This window comes from Arsenicitalea aurantiaca (genome assembly GCF_003994485.1).
Lineage (GTDB): Bacteria > Pseudomonadota > Alphaproteobacteria > Rhizobiales > Devosiaceae > Arsenicitalea > Arsenicitalea aurantiaca.
In genome coordinates this window covers 478,731-493,819 of sequence record NZ_RZNJ01000003.1, presented here as the reverse complement: position 1 = coordinate 493,819, position 15,089 = coordinate 478,731, and the positions used below count along the sequence as shown (strand labels likewise).

General features: G+C 66.8%; 11 protein-coding genes. 10 read left to right on the top strand and 1 reads right to left on the bottom strand.

The features are described from left to right. The first annotated feature begins 78 nt into the window (after positions 1–78). The 7 genes from EMQ25_RS10950 (at position 79) to EMQ25_RS10920 (ending at position 6,743) form a co-directional block, all read left to right on the top strand. The gene (locus EMQ25_RS10950) at positions 79–1,155 is read left to right on the top strand and encodes a Gfo/Idh/MocA family protein (protein ID WP_127188605.1); all 1,077 of its coding nucleotides are present in this window, start codon (positions 79–81) and stop codon (positions 1,153–1,155) included. Then, positions 1,155–1,988: a sugar phosphate isomerase/epimerase family protein gene (locus tag EMQ25_RS10945; protein WP_127188604.1), complete on the top strand. Its 834-nt coding sequence runs from the start codon at positions 1,155–1,157 to the stop codon at positions 1,986–1,988. Before EMQ25_RS10950 ends, EMQ25_RS10945 begins: the two co-directional genes overlap by 1 nt. Then, a complete protein-coding gene (locus EMQ25_RS10940; protein WP_127188603.1) occupies positions 1,985–2,800 on the top strand; it encodes an alpha/beta fold hydrolase in 816 nt (271 codons plus the stop codon). The genes EMQ25_RS10945 and EMQ25_RS10940 overlap by 4 nt, the downstream gene beginning before the upstream one ends. After that, complete coding sequence (locus EMQ25_RS10935) at positions 2,797–3,495, top strand: ribulose-phosphate 3-epimerase (RefSeq protein WP_127188602.1); 699 nt, start codon at positions 2,797–2,799, stop codon at positions 3,493–3,495. The genes EMQ25_RS10940 and EMQ25_RS10935 overlap by 4 nt, the downstream gene beginning before the upstream one ends. A 321-nt stretch (positions 3,496–3,816) precedes the next feature. Then, positions 3,817–4,797: an ABC transporter substrate-binding protein gene (locus tag EMQ25_RS10930; protein ID WP_127188601.1), complete on the top strand. Its 981-nt coding sequence runs from the start codon at positions 3,817–3,819 to the stop codon at positions 4,795–4,797. Positions 4,798–4,903: 106 nt separating this feature from the next. Continuing rightward, on the top strand, positions 4,904–5,992 hold the full coding sequence (locus tag EMQ25_RS10925) for an ABC transporter permease subunit (protein WP_127188600.1): 1,089 nt from the start codon (positions 4,904–4,906) through the stop codon (positions 5,990–5,992). Then, positions 5,985–6,743, top strand: coding sequence for an ATP-binding cassette domain-containing protein (locus tag EMQ25_RS10920; RefSeq protein WP_127188599.1), 759 nt, complete (start codon positions 5,985–5,987; stop codon positions 6,741–6,743). Before EMQ25_RS10925 ends, EMQ25_RS10920 begins: the two co-directional genes overlap by 8 nt. Before the next feature lie 9 nt (positions 6,744–6,752). On the opposite strand, the gene EMQ25_RS10915 is transcribed toward EMQ25_RS10920, so the two are convergent. Continuing rightward, the gene (locus EMQ25_RS10915; protein WP_127188710.1) at positions 6,753–7,772 is read right to left on the bottom strand and encodes a LacI family DNA-binding transcriptional regulator; all 1,020 of its coding nucleotides are present in this window, start codon (positions 7,770–7,772) and stop codon (positions 6,753–6,755) included. 173 nt (positions 7,773–7,945) lie between these two features. Here EMQ25_RS10915 and EMQ25_RS10910 point away from each other — a divergent pair, with 173 nt between their 5' ends. The 3 genes from EMQ25_RS10910 (at position 7,946) to EMQ25_RS10900 (ending at position 15,013) form a co-directional block, all read left to right on the top strand. Further along, on the top strand, positions 7,946–9,625 hold the full coding sequence (locus tag EMQ25_RS10910) for a GMC family oxidoreductase (protein ID WP_127188598.1): 1,680 nt from the start codon (positions 7,946–7,948) through the stop codon (positions 9,623–9,625). 109 nt (positions 9,626–9,734) lie between these two features. Beyond that, complete coding sequence (locus tag EMQ25_RS10905) at positions 9,735–12,068, top strand: hybrid sensor histidine kinase/response regulator (RefSeq protein ID WP_127188597.1); 2,334 nt, start codon at positions 9,735–9,737, stop codon at positions 12,066–12,068. A 128-nt stretch (positions 12,069–12,196) separates the two neighbouring features. After that, positions 12,197–15,013 carry an ATP-binding protein gene (locus EMQ25_RS10900; RefSeq protein ID WP_127188596.1) on the top strand — a complete coding sequence of 939 codons (2,817 nt, stop codon included), beginning with the start codon at positions 12,197–12,199 and terminating at the stop codon, positions 15,011–15,013. The last annotated feature ends 76 nt before the right edge of the window (positions 15,014–15,089 follow it).

Genomic DNA, 15,089 nt, shown 5'->3' with positions numbered 1-15,089 from the left:
CCGGGCGCCCCGTTGACAGGACCGCGGCGGACGATATTGTAAAGAGAGTATACAAATTAGGCGGGGGGAGGAAGCGCAATGGCCGCAAAGGCCGATCGGCTCTTGCGCGTGGGCGTTCTGGGCTGCGGCCCGATCGCTCAGGCCGGGCATTTCGAAAGCTGCACCAAGGCGAGCAATGCGGAGCTCTATGCGATCTGCGATGTCGCCGAGGATCTCCGCGAGCGCATGGCCCATACCCATGCGCCCAAAAAGAACTTTGCCGATTACGATACGATGCTCGCCGACCCGGCGCTCGATGCGGTGATCATCGCGACCTCGGACGCCTTTCACGTTCCGGCGACGCTGCGGGCGCTCGAAGCGGGCAAGCACGTCCTCTGCGAAAAGCCGGTGGCGCTCTCGATCGAGGAGGCGGAGGGCCTGGCGGACGCGGTCCGGGCGAGCGGCAAGGTCTTCCAGATCGGGCACATGAAGCGCTTCGATCCCGGGCTCGAGGCGGCGAAAGCCTTCATCGATACCGAAATGGGGGAGATGGCGGCGCTCAAGGCCTGGTATTGCGATTCCACCCATCGCTACGCCATGACGGACGCCGTCCAGCCCCTGATCGTCAGAAGCGCCGCGGCGCGCCGGCCGGCCGAAGACCCCAAGGCCGATCTCGAGCGCTACTACATGCTCGCCCATGGCAGTCACCTGCTCGACACCGCCCGCTTTTTCGGCGGGCCGATCGCGGAGGTGTCCGCGCGGCTCGTCGAGCGCGCCGGCATGCGCTGCTGGTTCGTCGATGTCGCCTTTGAAAGCGGCGCGATCGGGCATCTCGACCTCACGGTCGCGGTGCGCATGGACTGGCACGAGGGCTTCCAGATCTATGGCGAAGGGGGCTCGGTGATCGGCAAGACCTACAATCCCTGGTTCTACAAGAGCTCGGATGTCGACATCTTCCACGAAAAGGACGCGACCACCCGCCGGGTGCTGGGTGCCGATGGGCATTTCTATCGCCGCCAGCTCGAGGGCTTCGCGCGCACCGTGCTCGATGGCGCGCCGATGATGGGCGCCGACATCGATGACGGGGTGGCAAGCGTGCGGGGCATGGTCGCGGTCGCCCGCTCGGTACGCACGGGCCGGCCGGTGCGGCTCGCCGAGGCAGCGGGGGCGGTCTGATGGAGCTCGGCATCTTTGCCAAGACCTTTGCGGGCACCGATCCCGAGACGGTGCTCGGGGGCGCGCGAGCGGCCGGATATCGGACCGTGCAGTATAATCTTGCCTGCTCGGGGCTCCCTTCCATGCCCGATTTTCTGCCAGAGGGCGCCGCCGAGGCGGTCGGGCAGGCAGCGGCCGAAACGGGCGTCTCGATTGCTGCGCTCTCGGGCACCTACAACATGGTCCATCCCGATCCGGCACTTCGGGCCGAGGGGTTGGCGCGGCTCGAGATCGTGGCAGCGGCGGCGCGCGGGATGGGAACGGGGCTCGTCACGCTCTGCACCGGTACGCGCGACACCGACGATCAATGGCGCCATCACCCCGACAACGACACGCCGGCAGCGTGGGCTGACCTCCTTGCCGAGATGGAAAAGGCGGTGCTGATCGCCGAGCGGCACGACCTGCTGCTCGGGATCGAGCCGGAAGGCGCCAATGTGGTCGATGGGGCGAAAAAAGCGCGCCGGCTCATCGCCGAGATCGGCAGCGACCGGCTCGCCATCGTCATCGATGCGGCCAATCTGGTCGAGGCGGGCGATCCCGCCCTATGGCGCCAGACGATTGCGGAGGCGGTGGACCTGCTGGCCGACCGGATCGTCATGGCCCACGCCAAGGATCGGCGGGCCGATGGCAGTTTCGCCGCTCCGGGCGCAGGAGCGATCGATTTCGTGCACTATCTCGGCGCGCTGCAGAAAGCGGGGTTTTCGGGACCTCTCGTCACCCACGGACTGATGGCTGCCGAAGCAGGGCCGGTTGCCGGTTTTCTCGGAAGTGCGCTCGAGCGGGTGGCCCGATGACGGACATGCGGCCCTTCTGTCGGGACGGGCTCGGTCTAGCGCTCCACGATACGGGCGGGGAGGGGCGGGTGGTGCTCTTCCAGCACGGGCTATTGGGCGATGCGCGCCAGACCGAAGAGGCTTTTCCCAAAATTGAGGGGCTGCGCCGGCTGACGCTCGAATGCCGCGGGCATGGCGGCTCGTTCACGGGGCCGCGTGAGGCGCTGTCGCTTACCACCTTCACCGAGGATTGCGCGGCCATGCTCGCCGCCGAAACGAGTGGGCCGGTCGTTGTGGGCGGCATTTCCATGGGCGCGGCCATCGCGCTTCGGCTCGCGGTGACCCGGCCCGAGCGCGTGGCCGGGCTGATCCTCGTCCGGCCCGCATGGGGCACGGCGCGGGCGCCCGAGACCATGCGGCCCAATGCCGAAGTGGGCGCGCTGCTGAGCCGGCTCGGCCCGACAAGGGGCAAGGCCGAATTCGCCGCGAGCAAGACCGCCCTTCGGCTCGCAGGCGAGGCGCCCGACAATCTGGCCTCGCTCCTTGGCTTTTTCGACCGGCCCGATCCGATGACGACGGCAGCGCTGCTCCAGCAGATTTCCGCCGACGGTCCGGACGTGTCAGAGGATGATCTGGCGCGTATCGAGGTCCCCGTCCTCGTCATCGGCACCGGGATGGACGCGATCCATCCGCTGGCGCTCGCAGAGGCGCTGGCGGGGCTGATCCCGGGCGCAGTCTTCTTGCAGATCACGCCCAAGGGGCAGGACCGGGCCCGGCATTTTTCCGAACTCCATGCCGCCATCAGCGGCTTCCTGAAGGACCATATCCAATGACACGACCCCCAGAGAACTGGCTCGAGCGGCTCGACCGCAGCCGGCTCGTCGCCGAATTTTCGATGTGGTCGGCGGACCTCGGCAATCTCGTGGCCGCCTGCGAGGCGATCGAGCCTTATGCGGACATCCTCCATCTCGACGTGGCGGATGGCCATTTCGCCCCGGCGCTGCTCTTTTTCCCCGACCTCGTCGCGCGGCTGCGGCGGGCGACGCGCAAGCCGCTGCATGTGCATCTGATGGTCGATGACGCGGTGCTGCTCTCGCAGGTGGAGCAGTTCGCCGAGGCGGGTACGGACCTCATCTCGATCCATCTCGAAAATGCGGCCGTCGCCGATCGCGCGCTCGCGCGGATCGCCGAACTGGGCCTCGCCGCCGGCATGGTGCTGCGGGTCGAGACGGCGCTCGAGGGGGTCGCGGCCTATCTCGACCGGATCGACATGCTGACGCTCCTCGGGACCGCCATCGGGGTCAAGGGGCAGGGGCTCGACCGTTCTGCCAAGGCCCGGCTGGAGGCAGCGCGAGGGCTGATCGCGGCGTCCGGACGTCCGGTCCTGCTCGCCGCCGATGGCGGGATCCGCGACACGACGGTGCCGCTTCTGCGCGCGGCAGGCGCGCAAACGGTGGTGCTCGGCTCGCTCGCTTTCGGTGCGCCCGATCTCGGGGCGCGCATGGCGTGGCTGCGCGATCTGGGATGAAACTTTCGGTGCGTAAAATTCATACTTTGCGCAGATGAAGTGCTTGACGGGCGTGCGCCGATGGCATCCTATTGATGGATGGGCGTGGTGAGGACCGCGTCCGCCGCCGACCGGAGGGGTCGGCGTCCGGGCTCTGCCCGCGGGAGGAGTGAGTGACAGATCGGAACGTTCGGGGGCTCTGATCCCCGATCCGTGGGTACGGCGCGTTTGCGCCGCGCGTCGTCGCTTTCGCCTTTCGATTAGACCGGTGTCTAAACAAATTGGCGGGGAACCGCCGATGGTCCGGCCGGGGAGGCCGGAAACCCTGAGGAGGAGGACAGAATGAAGACGTTCAAGACCGCGCTTGCGGCCCTTGCGCTCGGTGCTGCGGCGATCGCATCGCCCGTCGCCGCGCAGGACGAGCAGTATACGATTGCACTGATCCCGGGCCTGACCACCGACGCCTTCTACATCACCATGCGTCGTGGCGCCGAGGCCGCTGCCGAGGCACTCGGGGTGGAGCTGGTGTTCCAGGGCGCGCCCGAGTTCAACCCGGTGACCCAGGTGCCTGTCCTCGACGCGATCATCGCGCGCCAGCCCGACGCCATCCTGATCGCCCCGACCGACACCACCCAGCTGATCGAGCCGCTCCGTCGCGCCGACGAGGCCGGCATTCCGGTGATCACCGTCGATACCTTCATCGGCACCGGCCAGTACCAGACCGGTTCGGGCGATGCAGACTTCCCGCTCTCCTACATCGCGTCCGACAACGTGCTCGGTGGCCGCATGGCCGCGCGCGCTCTTGCCGAGGCGATCGGCGGGGAAGGCAAGGTCTACGTCTCCAACGTCAATCCGGGCATCTCCACCACCGACCAGCGCGAAGAAGGCTTCAAGCTGGAGATGGAAGAGAACTTCCCGAACGTCGAAGTGCTCGAGACCCAGTTCAACGAAAACGACGCCAACAACGCAGCCTCCCAGCTGCAGGCCGTGTTCGCGCGCAACTCGGACCTCGCGGGCGTCTTCGGGGCCAACCTCTTCTCGGCCCTCGGCGCCGCGAACGGGGTGCAGCAGGCCGGCCAGACGGGCAACATCAAGGTCGTCGCGTTCGATGCGCCCACGAGCATCGTGGACAATCTCGAGACCGGCCTCGTCGACGTCGCCATTGCCCAGCATCCGGCCGAGATCGGCTATTACGGCGTGGTGTCGGCCTATGCCCACCTCACCGGCCAGTCGATCCCGACCCTGATCGGCACCGGCTTCACCGTGATCACCGCGGACAATGTGGGTGATCCCGAGATCGCCCGGTTCATCTACTCGGACTGATCGCAAGCCTCGCCCTTCCCGGCCAGCCGGGAAGGGCGTCTGCCGCCGCCCCCGTAACCGTCCGGACGCGCGCCCCTAGGCGCAGCGCCGCTGGAGCGAGCCTGCCATGACCACTTCCCCACCCACAGGCGAGGAGCGTGCGACCCCGCACGCCGCCGAGCCGGACACCCATGTCGCGCCCCCGGCCGACCATGCCGATGCGGCCCGCACCTGGATTTCCTTCATCGCGGACATGCGCGCCTGGCTGTTCCTTGGGGCTCTCGTCATCGGCTTCGAGCTCTGGGCGCGGATCGGGTTCAACGCGACCTTCATCCTCAACCCGTTCAATCTGCAGTCGATCGCCATCTTCGCGGTCGCCCCGCTGCTGCTCGCGACGGGCCAGACCTTCGTCATCATCTCGGGCGGCATCGATCTGTCGCTGGGCTTCATCATGGGGCTCGCCGCAGTCGTTGCGGCCCATGTGACCAACATTGCCGGCCAGTCCATGTCCCCTAGCATGGCGGTCGTCGTGGGCATCTGCGCGGCGATCCTCGTTGCCGGCATTCCCGGCACGATCAACGGGCTTCTCGTCTCGAGGCTGAGGGTGCCGCCCTTCATCGGCACGCTCGGCATGTTCGGCGTGGCGCGCGGCGTCGCGTTCCTGCTTGCAGGGGGCACGACCGTGCCGGTGCGCAACGCGGACTTTGCGGCGCTCGGCAATGGCCGGTTCTTCAACGTGCCCTATATCGTGATCATCACCGCGCTCTTCGTGCTCGTGATGCATTACCTCCTGAGCCAGACCAAGTTCGGCCAGCACAATTATGCCATCGGCGCCAATCCGCAGGCGGCACGACGCGCCGGCATCAACATCAAGAGCCATCTGCTGCGCCTCTATATCCTCAGCGCCATGTGCGCGGGGCTCGCGGGCGCGCTCTATGCCGCCCGGTTCAGCGCCGGCGCGGCACAGGCGGGCGAACCGCTGCTGCTCGACAGCGTGGCGGCGGTGGTGATCGGCGGGGCGAGCCTCTTTGGCGGATCGGGCACGATTTTCGGCACGGTCGCGGGCGCTTTCGTCATCGCGGTCATCCAGTACGGCCTCGTCTTCGTCAATGTGGAGCCGTTCTGGCAGTTCATCGGCGTCGGCGTCGTCATCATCATCTCGGTGCTGATCGACCAGGCCCAGCGCCGCTTCACCGGAGGACGCCAGGATGAATAGCGCGCCCCAGAACGGAGCCCCACTGCTCGAGGTCCGCAATCTCTCCAAGAATTTCGGTGCGGTACAGGCGCTCAGGGACATGTCCATGGTCGTGCGCCCCGGAGAGGTGGTGGCGCTCGCCGGCGACAATGGCGCGGGCAAGACGACGCTGATCAAGGCGATCTCGGGGGTCTATCAGCCGAGCGGCGGGGAGATCTTCCTCCGCGGCCAGCAGGTCAGCTTCGCCACGCCGCAGGAGGCGCGCGACAAGGGCATCGAGACGATCTACCAGGACCTCGCGCTCGCCGACAATCTTTCGATCGGCGCGAACATTTTCCTGGGGCGCGAGCCGATGAAGCGCTTTCTCGGCATCCTGCCCATGCTCGACCGCAAGAAGATGGCCGATGCCGCGCGCGAAACCATGGCGCTGCTCGACTTTCACGTGAACCGCATGGACGCGCCGGTGAGCAATTTTTCCGGCGGGCAGCGTCAGGCGGTCGCCATCGGGCGGGCCGTCTACTGGGACGCCCAGATCCTGATCATGGACGAGCCGACCGCGGCCCTCGGCGTGCCCGAGCAGCGCAAGGTGATCTCGCTGATCAAGCAGCTCAAGGCCCAGGGGCGCGGGGTGATCTTCATCTCGCACAATCTGCAGGACATCTTCGCGGTCTCGGACCGGATCGTCGTGCTGCGGCGCGGCGTGCAGGCGGGCGAGCGCAAGATTTCCGAGACCACCCATGACGAAGTGGTCAAGCTGATGGTGGGGGGCTGACCCCCCGCCTCAGGCCGAGCCGCGCAGGACGAGCTCGCCCTTGACGAGGATATGGTCCTGCGCGCTGCGCGGGGCATCGAAGGTGCGGGACGTGTCGAGCCGGGAGAGCAGAAGGTGGATCGCGAGCCGGCCCATCTCCGCGGTATTCTGCAACACCGTCGTCAGCGGGGGGCAGATGTATTCGCTCAGCGGCTGGTCGTCGTGACCGGCCACCCGCATGTCGCAATCGGGCCCCATGCCGACGCGGATGCCGCGCTGGGAGAGGGCCGCGATGACGCCGAACGCCACCCGGTCGTTGCCGCACACGACGATGGAGGTGGGAAAGCCCGCGCCATCGAGAACCCGGTTGGTCTCATCGAATGCATAGCGCTCGAAATCCCAGGTCGCGGTGCGCGTGACGGGGACGAATTCAGGTGTGAGCCCGCGCCGCTCCATGGTGGCGACATAGGCGCTGCGGCGCGCCTCTGCGTTGGAATTGACCCAAGGCATGTCGAAATAGCAGGGCCGGTCCCCGAGCCGCGTCAGATAGTCGGTGATCAGCGCCATGGACTGGGCGTTGTCGGTGCCCACGAACGCCTCCTCCTCGTCGAAGGGCGCGTCGATGAAGACGATCGGGATGGTGCGGGCGAGCGTCTTCAGCCGCCGCCTGTGCCGCTCGTCCCCGCCGACGGGCGCCATGATGACGCCCGCCGCATTGAGCCCGCTCAGCGTCGTGAGTGCATCGGCCTCGAGATCGGCCTGTCCATCCGAGCTGAACACGAAGGTGAGGTAGCCCGCCGCAGTCGCCTCGGTCTCGATGCGCCGGCGCAGGCCCATGTAGAAGGGGTCGAGCGAGGTGGGAAAGATGAGCCCGATGATCTTGGCGCGGCGCCGGTTGAGATTGACCGCATAGATATTGGGGCGGAAGCCCGTGGCGCTCAGCGCCGCTTCGATGCGTTCGCGGCTTCGCGGGCGCACCGAGGCCGGATCCTGAAAATATTTCGAGACGGTCGGGCGCGACAGCCCGACGGCCGCCGCGAATTCTTCCATCGTGCGGATGGTCTTGTCGGCCATAGGGCTTCAGTCCTCCCCGGCAGCCGGCGCCGTTCGCGCGCGTGCTGTAACAGCAGAGTGCTCGCACCGGAGCGTGCGGCTGTCAAATCCTCTTTTTTGCGGGCGCAAACTTCTTTCTTTACGCGAACAAAACAAGGCGTGGTCCGGGCATGAGCGATTTTGACACCATCATCGTGGGCGGCGGCGCGGCCGGATGTGTGCTCGCCAACCGCCTGAGCGCCGATCCCGGACGGCGCGTGGCGCTTGTCGAAATGGGCGAGGACCGCAATGCGCGCCGCCCGATCGTCGCCATGCCGCTGGGGATGGTCGCGTTCATGATGAAGGAGCTGGCCTTCCTGGGCGGCGGGCGCTTCATGAACTGGTTCGAGAGCGAGCCCGAACCCGGGCTGCAGGGGCGGCGCATCGCACTGCCGCGCGGCAAGGGGATGGGCGGCAGCACGACCGTCAACGGCATGATCTACATTCGCGGCCAGCGCGAGGATTACGATCACTGGCGCGCGCTGGGCAATGTCGGCTGGGGGTTCGACGACCTGCTGCCCTATTTCAGAAAGCTCGAGACCTTCGATCTGCTCGCCCGGCCCGAGCAGGGCACGCCGATGACGCTCGGCGGACGCCCGCTGCGCGCTCAGATCGACCCCGCCTATCACGGCACGAACGGGCCGGTCTCGATCGCGCAGCTGCGCACGGTCAACCCGATGTGCGAGGTGTTCCTCAAGGCGGCGTCGGAGGCGGGCTATCGCTACAATGCGGACTTCAACGGGCCCGAACAGGCCGGCTTTGGTTATTATACCTTCACCCAGAAGGACGGGGAGCGCCAGAGCGCGGAGGCGGCCTATCTCGATCCGGTGCGCAATCGGCCCAATCTCGCCGTGCTGCCGCAAAGGCGCGTGACGCGCCTTATGACCGAAGGCCGGCGGGTAACGGGTATCGCGCTCGAGGGACCCGACGGGCCGGCGACGCTCCGGGCGCGCGAGGTGATCCTTGCGGCGGGGAGCTTCGTCTCCCCGCAACTGCTCATGCTTTCAGGCATCGGGGAGGCGAGCCATCTGCAGCGCCACGGCATTACCCCGGTTCACGATCTGCCCGGCGTGGGGCAGAACCTGCAGGACCACATCGACGTCACCATGGAATTCAAGGCGAGGAGCCGGGTGCCCTATGGCATTTCCTGGGGCGCGCTACCGGCCAATATCGGCCATGTCGGCAATTGGCTGCTGCGAAAGAGGGGGCTTTTCGCTTCGACGACCGGGGAGGGTGGCGCGTTTGTTTCGACGGTGCCGGGGGAGGAGCGCCCGGACATCCAGCTCTTTTTCTGCACTTCGGTGGGCAATGCGCAGAACGCTGGCTCGCTTTTCGGCCACGGCTTCCTGTTCCATGTCTGCCAGTTGCGCCCCGGCAGCATCGGCCGGGTCGAGCTCAAGAGCGCCGATGCGCGCGAGCAGCCCTCGATCCTCTACAATTTCTTCCGGGGCGAGAGCCGGATGACGCCGCTCGTCGAGGGCATGAAGATCGTGCGCGACCTCGTCTCCCAACCCGCCTTCGCGCCCCATCTCGATCATGAGGTGACCCCGGGGCCCGACGCCGAGAGCGATGGCGCGCTCGAGGCCTATGTGCGCCAGGCCTGCGGCACGCTCTATCATCCGGTGGGAACCTGCCGGATGGGGGTGGACGAGATTGCGGTGGTCGATCCGGCGAGCCTGCGGGTGCATGGCATGGACGGGCTCCGAGTGGTCGATGCATCGGTGATGCCCACGATCCTCTCGGCCAACACAATGGCGGCGACTTATTGCATCGCCGAAAAGGCCGCGGACCTCATCCGCGCCGACGATTAGTTGGCGTGGAAAGTGGAGCGTCCCACGTTATTTCGCTCAAAAATGCGGTTCGGCCGTGGTATGCTAGTTTTAGAGGCGTACTCTTGCGTCGCAGAACAACGAGCACGACGTGAATGAGGCCCTGAGCGCCTACCCCAAAGGATCGGCTACCCGAAACGCGATCGGCGGCCTTGCGACCTCGTCACTGCTTCCGCAATACTTCGCGAGTCTCACCCGACTTGCAGAGCGTCTTTGCCGCGCCGAGAGCTGCGTCGTGCTGCTCGATGGTCCGGATGGCCTCTTGCGCGTGGATCGCGCCGAGGGGGCAAATGAGAATGAGGCAGAGTTCCTGGAGATGGCGCTCGGCGCGGTCGACAGGGTAAGCCAGCAGGATTTCGGCGCGACCGTGCGCGCGGCTGCCCCGATCATCGGCAGGTCCGGGGAGCGTCTCGGGCTCGTTGCAGTGTCCGGGCGCGCCACCTCCGGGATGAGGCTCGGCGAGGCGCTGCGCGAGACCATGATCGCGCTCGCCGACGAGGCGGCCGCCATCATCGAGAGCACGGGGCTCGAACTCCTCCCCGATCGCAACGCCCTCTGCACGCTCGCCGATACCCTTCCCGCGATCATCTGGATGCAGGGCGGCGCAGGTGCGCTCTTTGTGAGCGACCGCGCCTATGAGATCACCGGGGTCGACCGCGGGGAAGCCGTGACGGCGCTCTTCGAGAAGGTGCATCCGGAGGACCGGGCGATCCTGCACCAGGCCTGCGAGGATGCATTCGTCAGACGGGTGGAGGTCCGCTATCGGATCGCCCATCGCGACGGCGCCTATCACTGGCATGCCGCGGCGATCGCGCCGGTGACCGATCTGGGCGGGTCCCATGCGGTCGGGGTGGCGGTGGACATCGATGGTCATCTGTCCCTGGGTGGTATCCAGACCGGCGACGGTGCGCGGGGCGCGCAGCTCAACATCTTCGATCGCCAGCAGATCTGGACGCTGTCACAGGATCTGCTGGCGGTGCTCGACCTCGGCGGCCATATCCTCGATGCCAACCCCGCCTGGACCGACGGGCTCGGCCATGGCGTCGATGGGCTCCTCGGCGCCGACATCTTCACCCTCATCCATCCCGACGACCGACAGGCGGCGCGGGCCTGCCTCGCCCTCGCCATGGACGGATCGCGCGACCGGCAGGGCGAGTATCGGATCCGCGATGCTGCCGGGCGTTACCGGCCGGTCACGACCTCGGTGCGGGTCGACAGCCGGCACGTCTATTTCTACGGCCGCGACATGTCCGCCCAGCGCGAAAGCGAGGAGCAGCTGCGCCAGGCCCAGAAGATGGAGGCGGTAGGCCAGCTGACTGGCGGGGTCGCCCATGATTTCAACAATCTGCTGACGGTGATCCTCGGCAATGCCGAGAGCCTCGTCGATACGCTGAGCGCCGATACCGAGGCGCGCCTTCATGCCGAACTCGTGATGAGCGCGGCCGAACGCGGCGCCGAACTGACCGGGCGCATGCTGGCCTTTGCCCGCAGGCAGCCGCTCGATGCGCGCTCGACCGACGTGACGCGGCTTCTGGGCGATCTCGAAAGGCTGCTCCGGCGCACCATAGGCGAAAGCTTCGAGATCGAGTTCGTCCATGCCGCCGGGCTCTGGCCGGCGCTGGTCGATCCGGGACAGCTCGAAAGCGCGATCGTCAATCTGTGCATCAATGCCCGCGATGCGATGGGGCGCAGCGGCCGGATCACCATCGAAACCGCCAACATGCATCTGGACGAGGGCTATTCGCGCCAGCATTCCGAGGTCCAGCCGGGCCAGTATGTGATGATCGCAGTGTCTGATACCGGCTGCGGCATGTCGCCCGAAACCATGGCGCGGGCCTTCGAGCCCTTCTTCACCACCAAGCCGGTCGGCGAAGGCACCGGGCTCGGGCTATCGATGATCTACGGGTTCATCAAGCAGTCGGGCGGCCACATCATGCTCTATTCCGAACTCGGGGTCGGCACCGTGGTCCGGCTCTACCTGCCCCGCTCGCAGGCCGTTGCCGCGGGCGCAACCGAACGGCGGACGGATGGCGCGCCGATGGGCAATGAGACGGTCCTTGTCGTGGAGGACGAGGCGATGGTGCGCGATCACCTCACCAAGCAGCTCGACAGTCTCGGCTATCGCTGCATTCCGGCGCAGAACGCGGCGGTGGCGCTCGCGCTCCTCAGGAGCCCCATTCCGGTCGATCTGATGTTCACCGACCTCGTCATGCCCGGCGGCATGAACGGGCGCGAACTCGCCGAGGAGGCGAGGCGCCTGAGGCCGGAACTCAAGGTGCTGTTCTCCTCGGGCTATGCGGAAAACGCGCTGCTCCATCAGGGCAGGCTGCCCCGGGGCGCGCATCTGCTCCAAAAGCCCTACCGCCGACAGGCGCTGGCCGAAAAGGTGCGCGCCGTGCTGGACGGAGATGCTGCTTCGGCCTGAACGTCTTGATTTTGACGGGCTTTCGCAACTGAGCGCTTGCGCCACCCGCTCTTGCGTGTCAGCAATAGTCTGATGTTTCGGGGGAGCGGGCGGCCTTCGAGCCGGCCCGTTGGGGCAAGGGTAGACCGGTGAAGCGTGCGCTCTGGGTTCTGACCCTGGTCGCGACCATTTTCGTCGCCGCCAGTATCACGTTCAACCTGCTCGCCGAACGCCAGCGCATCCTGGCTGAGGCCGCCGAACAGGCCGAAAGCCTGCGCGGTGCGCTCGTCGAATACACCGACCAGACCTTCACCGCGCTCAACCTCGCCCTTCTGGGGCTCGAGGCGCCACTCATGGCCGCGCCGCCCGAGGGGACCACCCAATCTCTGGCCCGCCACGAGATCTTGCGCGATCGGCAGGAGGCGAGCTCGGGCACCTATGCCTATTTCATGCTCGATGCCGAAGGGCGGCTCGTCGCCTCCTCCCGTACGGCCGATCCCGAGCTATCGGACCTTTCCGACACCATGGAGTTCACGACGCTGCGTGAGGATCCGGACCTCGGCGTCGTTGTCGGATCGCCGCGGCTGGGGCGGGTCGGATTTGCCGAAGGCCAGGAACTGATCAACATCGCGCGGGCGCTCCAGAACAGTGATGGCAGCTTTGCCGGCGTGGTCGCGGTGTCGCTCTCGCTCCAGCACCTGCACGCCTATTACGACAAGCTGCTGCTCGGGCCCAACGCCACTGCCGGCCTCGTGCGCGAGGATGGCATCCTGATCCTCCGCAGCCCTTTTGCGCCGCAGCATCTGGGGGAGGATATCTCCGGCGGCGAGTTGCTGCGGCGCGTTCAGGAGGCGCCCGAGGGGCTCTATACCGCGCGCGCGCTTCTCGATGGCGAGATGCGCATATCCTCCTATGCGCGCCTGCCCAATTTTCCGATGATCGCCTATATCGGCGTCGCCGAGCGGGACCGGCTTGCGGGGTGGGTCGTGCGCGCCGTGATCGAGGCGGCGCTCGGCGTTCTGGTGATCGCGCTCATCGTGATCCTCGCCATCGGGGTCGACCGAAGTGTCCGGCGGCGCGAGGCCGCGCAGCTGGCGCGGAGCGAGCTCTTCCGCGAGCTTGCGACCGCCTCCGCTTCGATCGTGCAGAGCCCGACGCTAGAGGACGTGTTTGCGCGCCTCGAGCGCAGCGCCTGTGCGATCACGGGCGCGCGCCAGGCCCGAACGGTGGTGGGCGAGGGTGCGGACGTTCCGGCGGGACGGCTTCCTGACGGGCGCATGCTCGCGCGTCTCGTCGATGCGCAGGGCCATCCGGTCGGCCGGGTCGAAATCTCCGAGAAGGCGGAAGGCCGCTTCAGCGACGACGACCGGTTCGCACTCGTGCAGCTTGCCGATGTCGCGAGCACTGTGGTTTCGCGCCTGCAGACGTCGGTCGAGCGGGATGCGGCGCTGCGGGCGGCCGAAGCGGCCAGTGCCAGCGAGCATGAGGCCCGCATGGAGATCGAGACGATCTTCGCCTCCATCACCGATGCCGTCTTCGCCATCGATCCGGACTGGCAGATCATCTACGTCAACGACAATGCCGAAAAGCTCGCGCGACGCAGCGCGGCGGACCTCGTGGGGCACAATGCGTGGGAGGCCTTCCATACCCTGCGCGATACCGAGCTGCACGACCGGCTGGTCGAAGCGATGGTGCTGAAGACCCCTGCGCTCTTTGATTTCGCCGTTCCCGACGTCAGGCTCTGGCTTTCGGTGCGCGCCTTTCCGCACGAGCGTGGGATCACCGCCTATCTTCGGGACATCACGGAGGCCAAGGAGACCGAGGCGATGTTGCGCCAGGCCCAGCGCATGGAGGCGGTGGGCCAGCTGACGGGCGGGGTAGCGCATGACTTCAACAATCTGCTGACCGTGATCATCGGCAATGCCGACGAGATCATCTCCAATCCTGCCGGCGCGGCGGAGGATAGTAGCCCGGCAGAGCTGATCCTGAAGGCCGCCGAGCGTGCCGCCGAGCTCACGCAGCGCCTGCTCGCCTTCTCCCGCCGCCAGGCGCTCGATCCGCGCGCGGTCGACGCCAATCAGCTGGTCGCCCATCTGCAGGACCTGATCCAGCGCACGCTCGGGGAAGCCATCGCCATGGAGTTCGTGCTCGGCGCAGGGCTCTGGCGGGCGACGGTCGATCCCGGCCAGCTCGAAAACGCCATCCTCAACCTTGCGATCAACGCCCAGCATGCAATGGCGGGGGGCGGGCACCTGACGATCGAAACCGCGAACGTCGTGCTCGACGCCGATTACGCAAGCCAGCGCATGGAAGTAGAGCCGGGCGAATATGTGATGATCTCGGTGACCGATACCGGGGCGGGCATGAGCCGCCAGACGATCGACCGGGCCTTCGAGCCATTCTTTACCACCAAGCCCGCGGGGATCGGCACGGGGCTCGGGCTCTCGATGATCTATGGCTTCATCAAGCAGTCGCGCGGGCACATCGCCATCTATTCCGAGATCGGACAGGGGACGAGCGTGCGGCTCTACCTGCCGCGCGCGACCGACGATCTGCCGGTCGCCGAGCTCGGTTACGACGCCGAAAGCGTGACGGGCGGCACCGAGCGGATCCTCGTGGTCGAGGATGACGAGCTGGTGCGGCGCCATACGGTTTCGACGCTGACGACGCTGGGCTATCGCGTGACGGCCGTCGAGGATGGGCAGAAGGCGATCGAGCGGCTCCTTGAGGAAGGCGGGTACGACCTGCTGCTCGCCGATGTGGTGCTCGCGGGGCCGATGAACGGTCGCCAGGTGGCCGACATCGCCCTTGCCCGCCAGCCCGGGCTCAAGGTGCTCTTCATGTCGGGCTACACCGAAAACGCCATCGTGCACCATGGGCGGCTCGACCGCGGGGTGAACCTCCTGAGCAAGCCCTTCCGCCGCGGTGACCTTGCGCGCAAGTTGCGCGCCATACTCGATGACTGACTCAATATTGGTGGAGGCCGGGAGTTTAGCGGCTGGATTAACCAAGTCATAAGTAACCGGGGTTATCCCTAAGAGG

What these genes read in the sequence shown, in the direction of transcription:
- EMQ25_RS10920 (WP_127188599.1), top strand. Translation starts at nt 5,985, where the DNA reads ATGAATAGCGCGCCCCAGAACGGAGCCCCACTGCTCGAGGTCCGCAAT.
- EMQ25_RS10950 (WP_127188605.1), top strand. Translation starts at nt 79, where the DNA reads ATGGCCGCAAAGGCCGATCGGCTCTTGCGCGTGGGCGTTCTGGGCTGC.
- EMQ25_RS10930 (WP_127188601.1), top strand. Translation starts at nt 3,817, where the DNA reads ATGAAGACGTTCAAGACCGCGCTTGCGGCCCTTGCGCTCGGTGCTGCG.
- EMQ25_RS10945 (WP_127188604.1), top strand. Translation starts at nt 1,155, where the DNA reads ATGGAGCTCGGCATCTTTGCCAAGACCTTTGCGGGCACCGATCCCGAG.
- EMQ25_RS10910 (WP_127188598.1), top strand. Translation starts at nt 7,946, where the DNA reads ATGAGCGATTTTGACACCATCATCGTGGGCGGCGGCGCGGCCGGATGT.
- EMQ25_RS10925 (WP_127188600.1), top strand. Translation starts at nt 4,904, where the DNA reads ATGACCACTTCCCCACCCACAGGCGAGGAGCGTGCGACCCCGCACGCC.
- EMQ25_RS10935 (WP_127188602.1), top strand. Translation starts at nt 2,797, where the DNA reads ATGACACGACCCCCAGAGAACTGGCTCGAGCGGCTCGACCGCAGCCGG.
- EMQ25_RS10940 (WP_127188603.1), top strand. Translation starts at nt 1,985, where the DNA reads ATGACGGACATGCGGCCCTTCTGTCGGGACGGGCTCGGTCTAGCGCTC.
- EMQ25_RS10915 (WP_127188710.1), bottom strand. Translation starts at nt 7,772, where the DNA reads ATGGAAGAATTCGCGGCGGCCGTCGGGCTGTCGCGCCCGACCGTCTCG.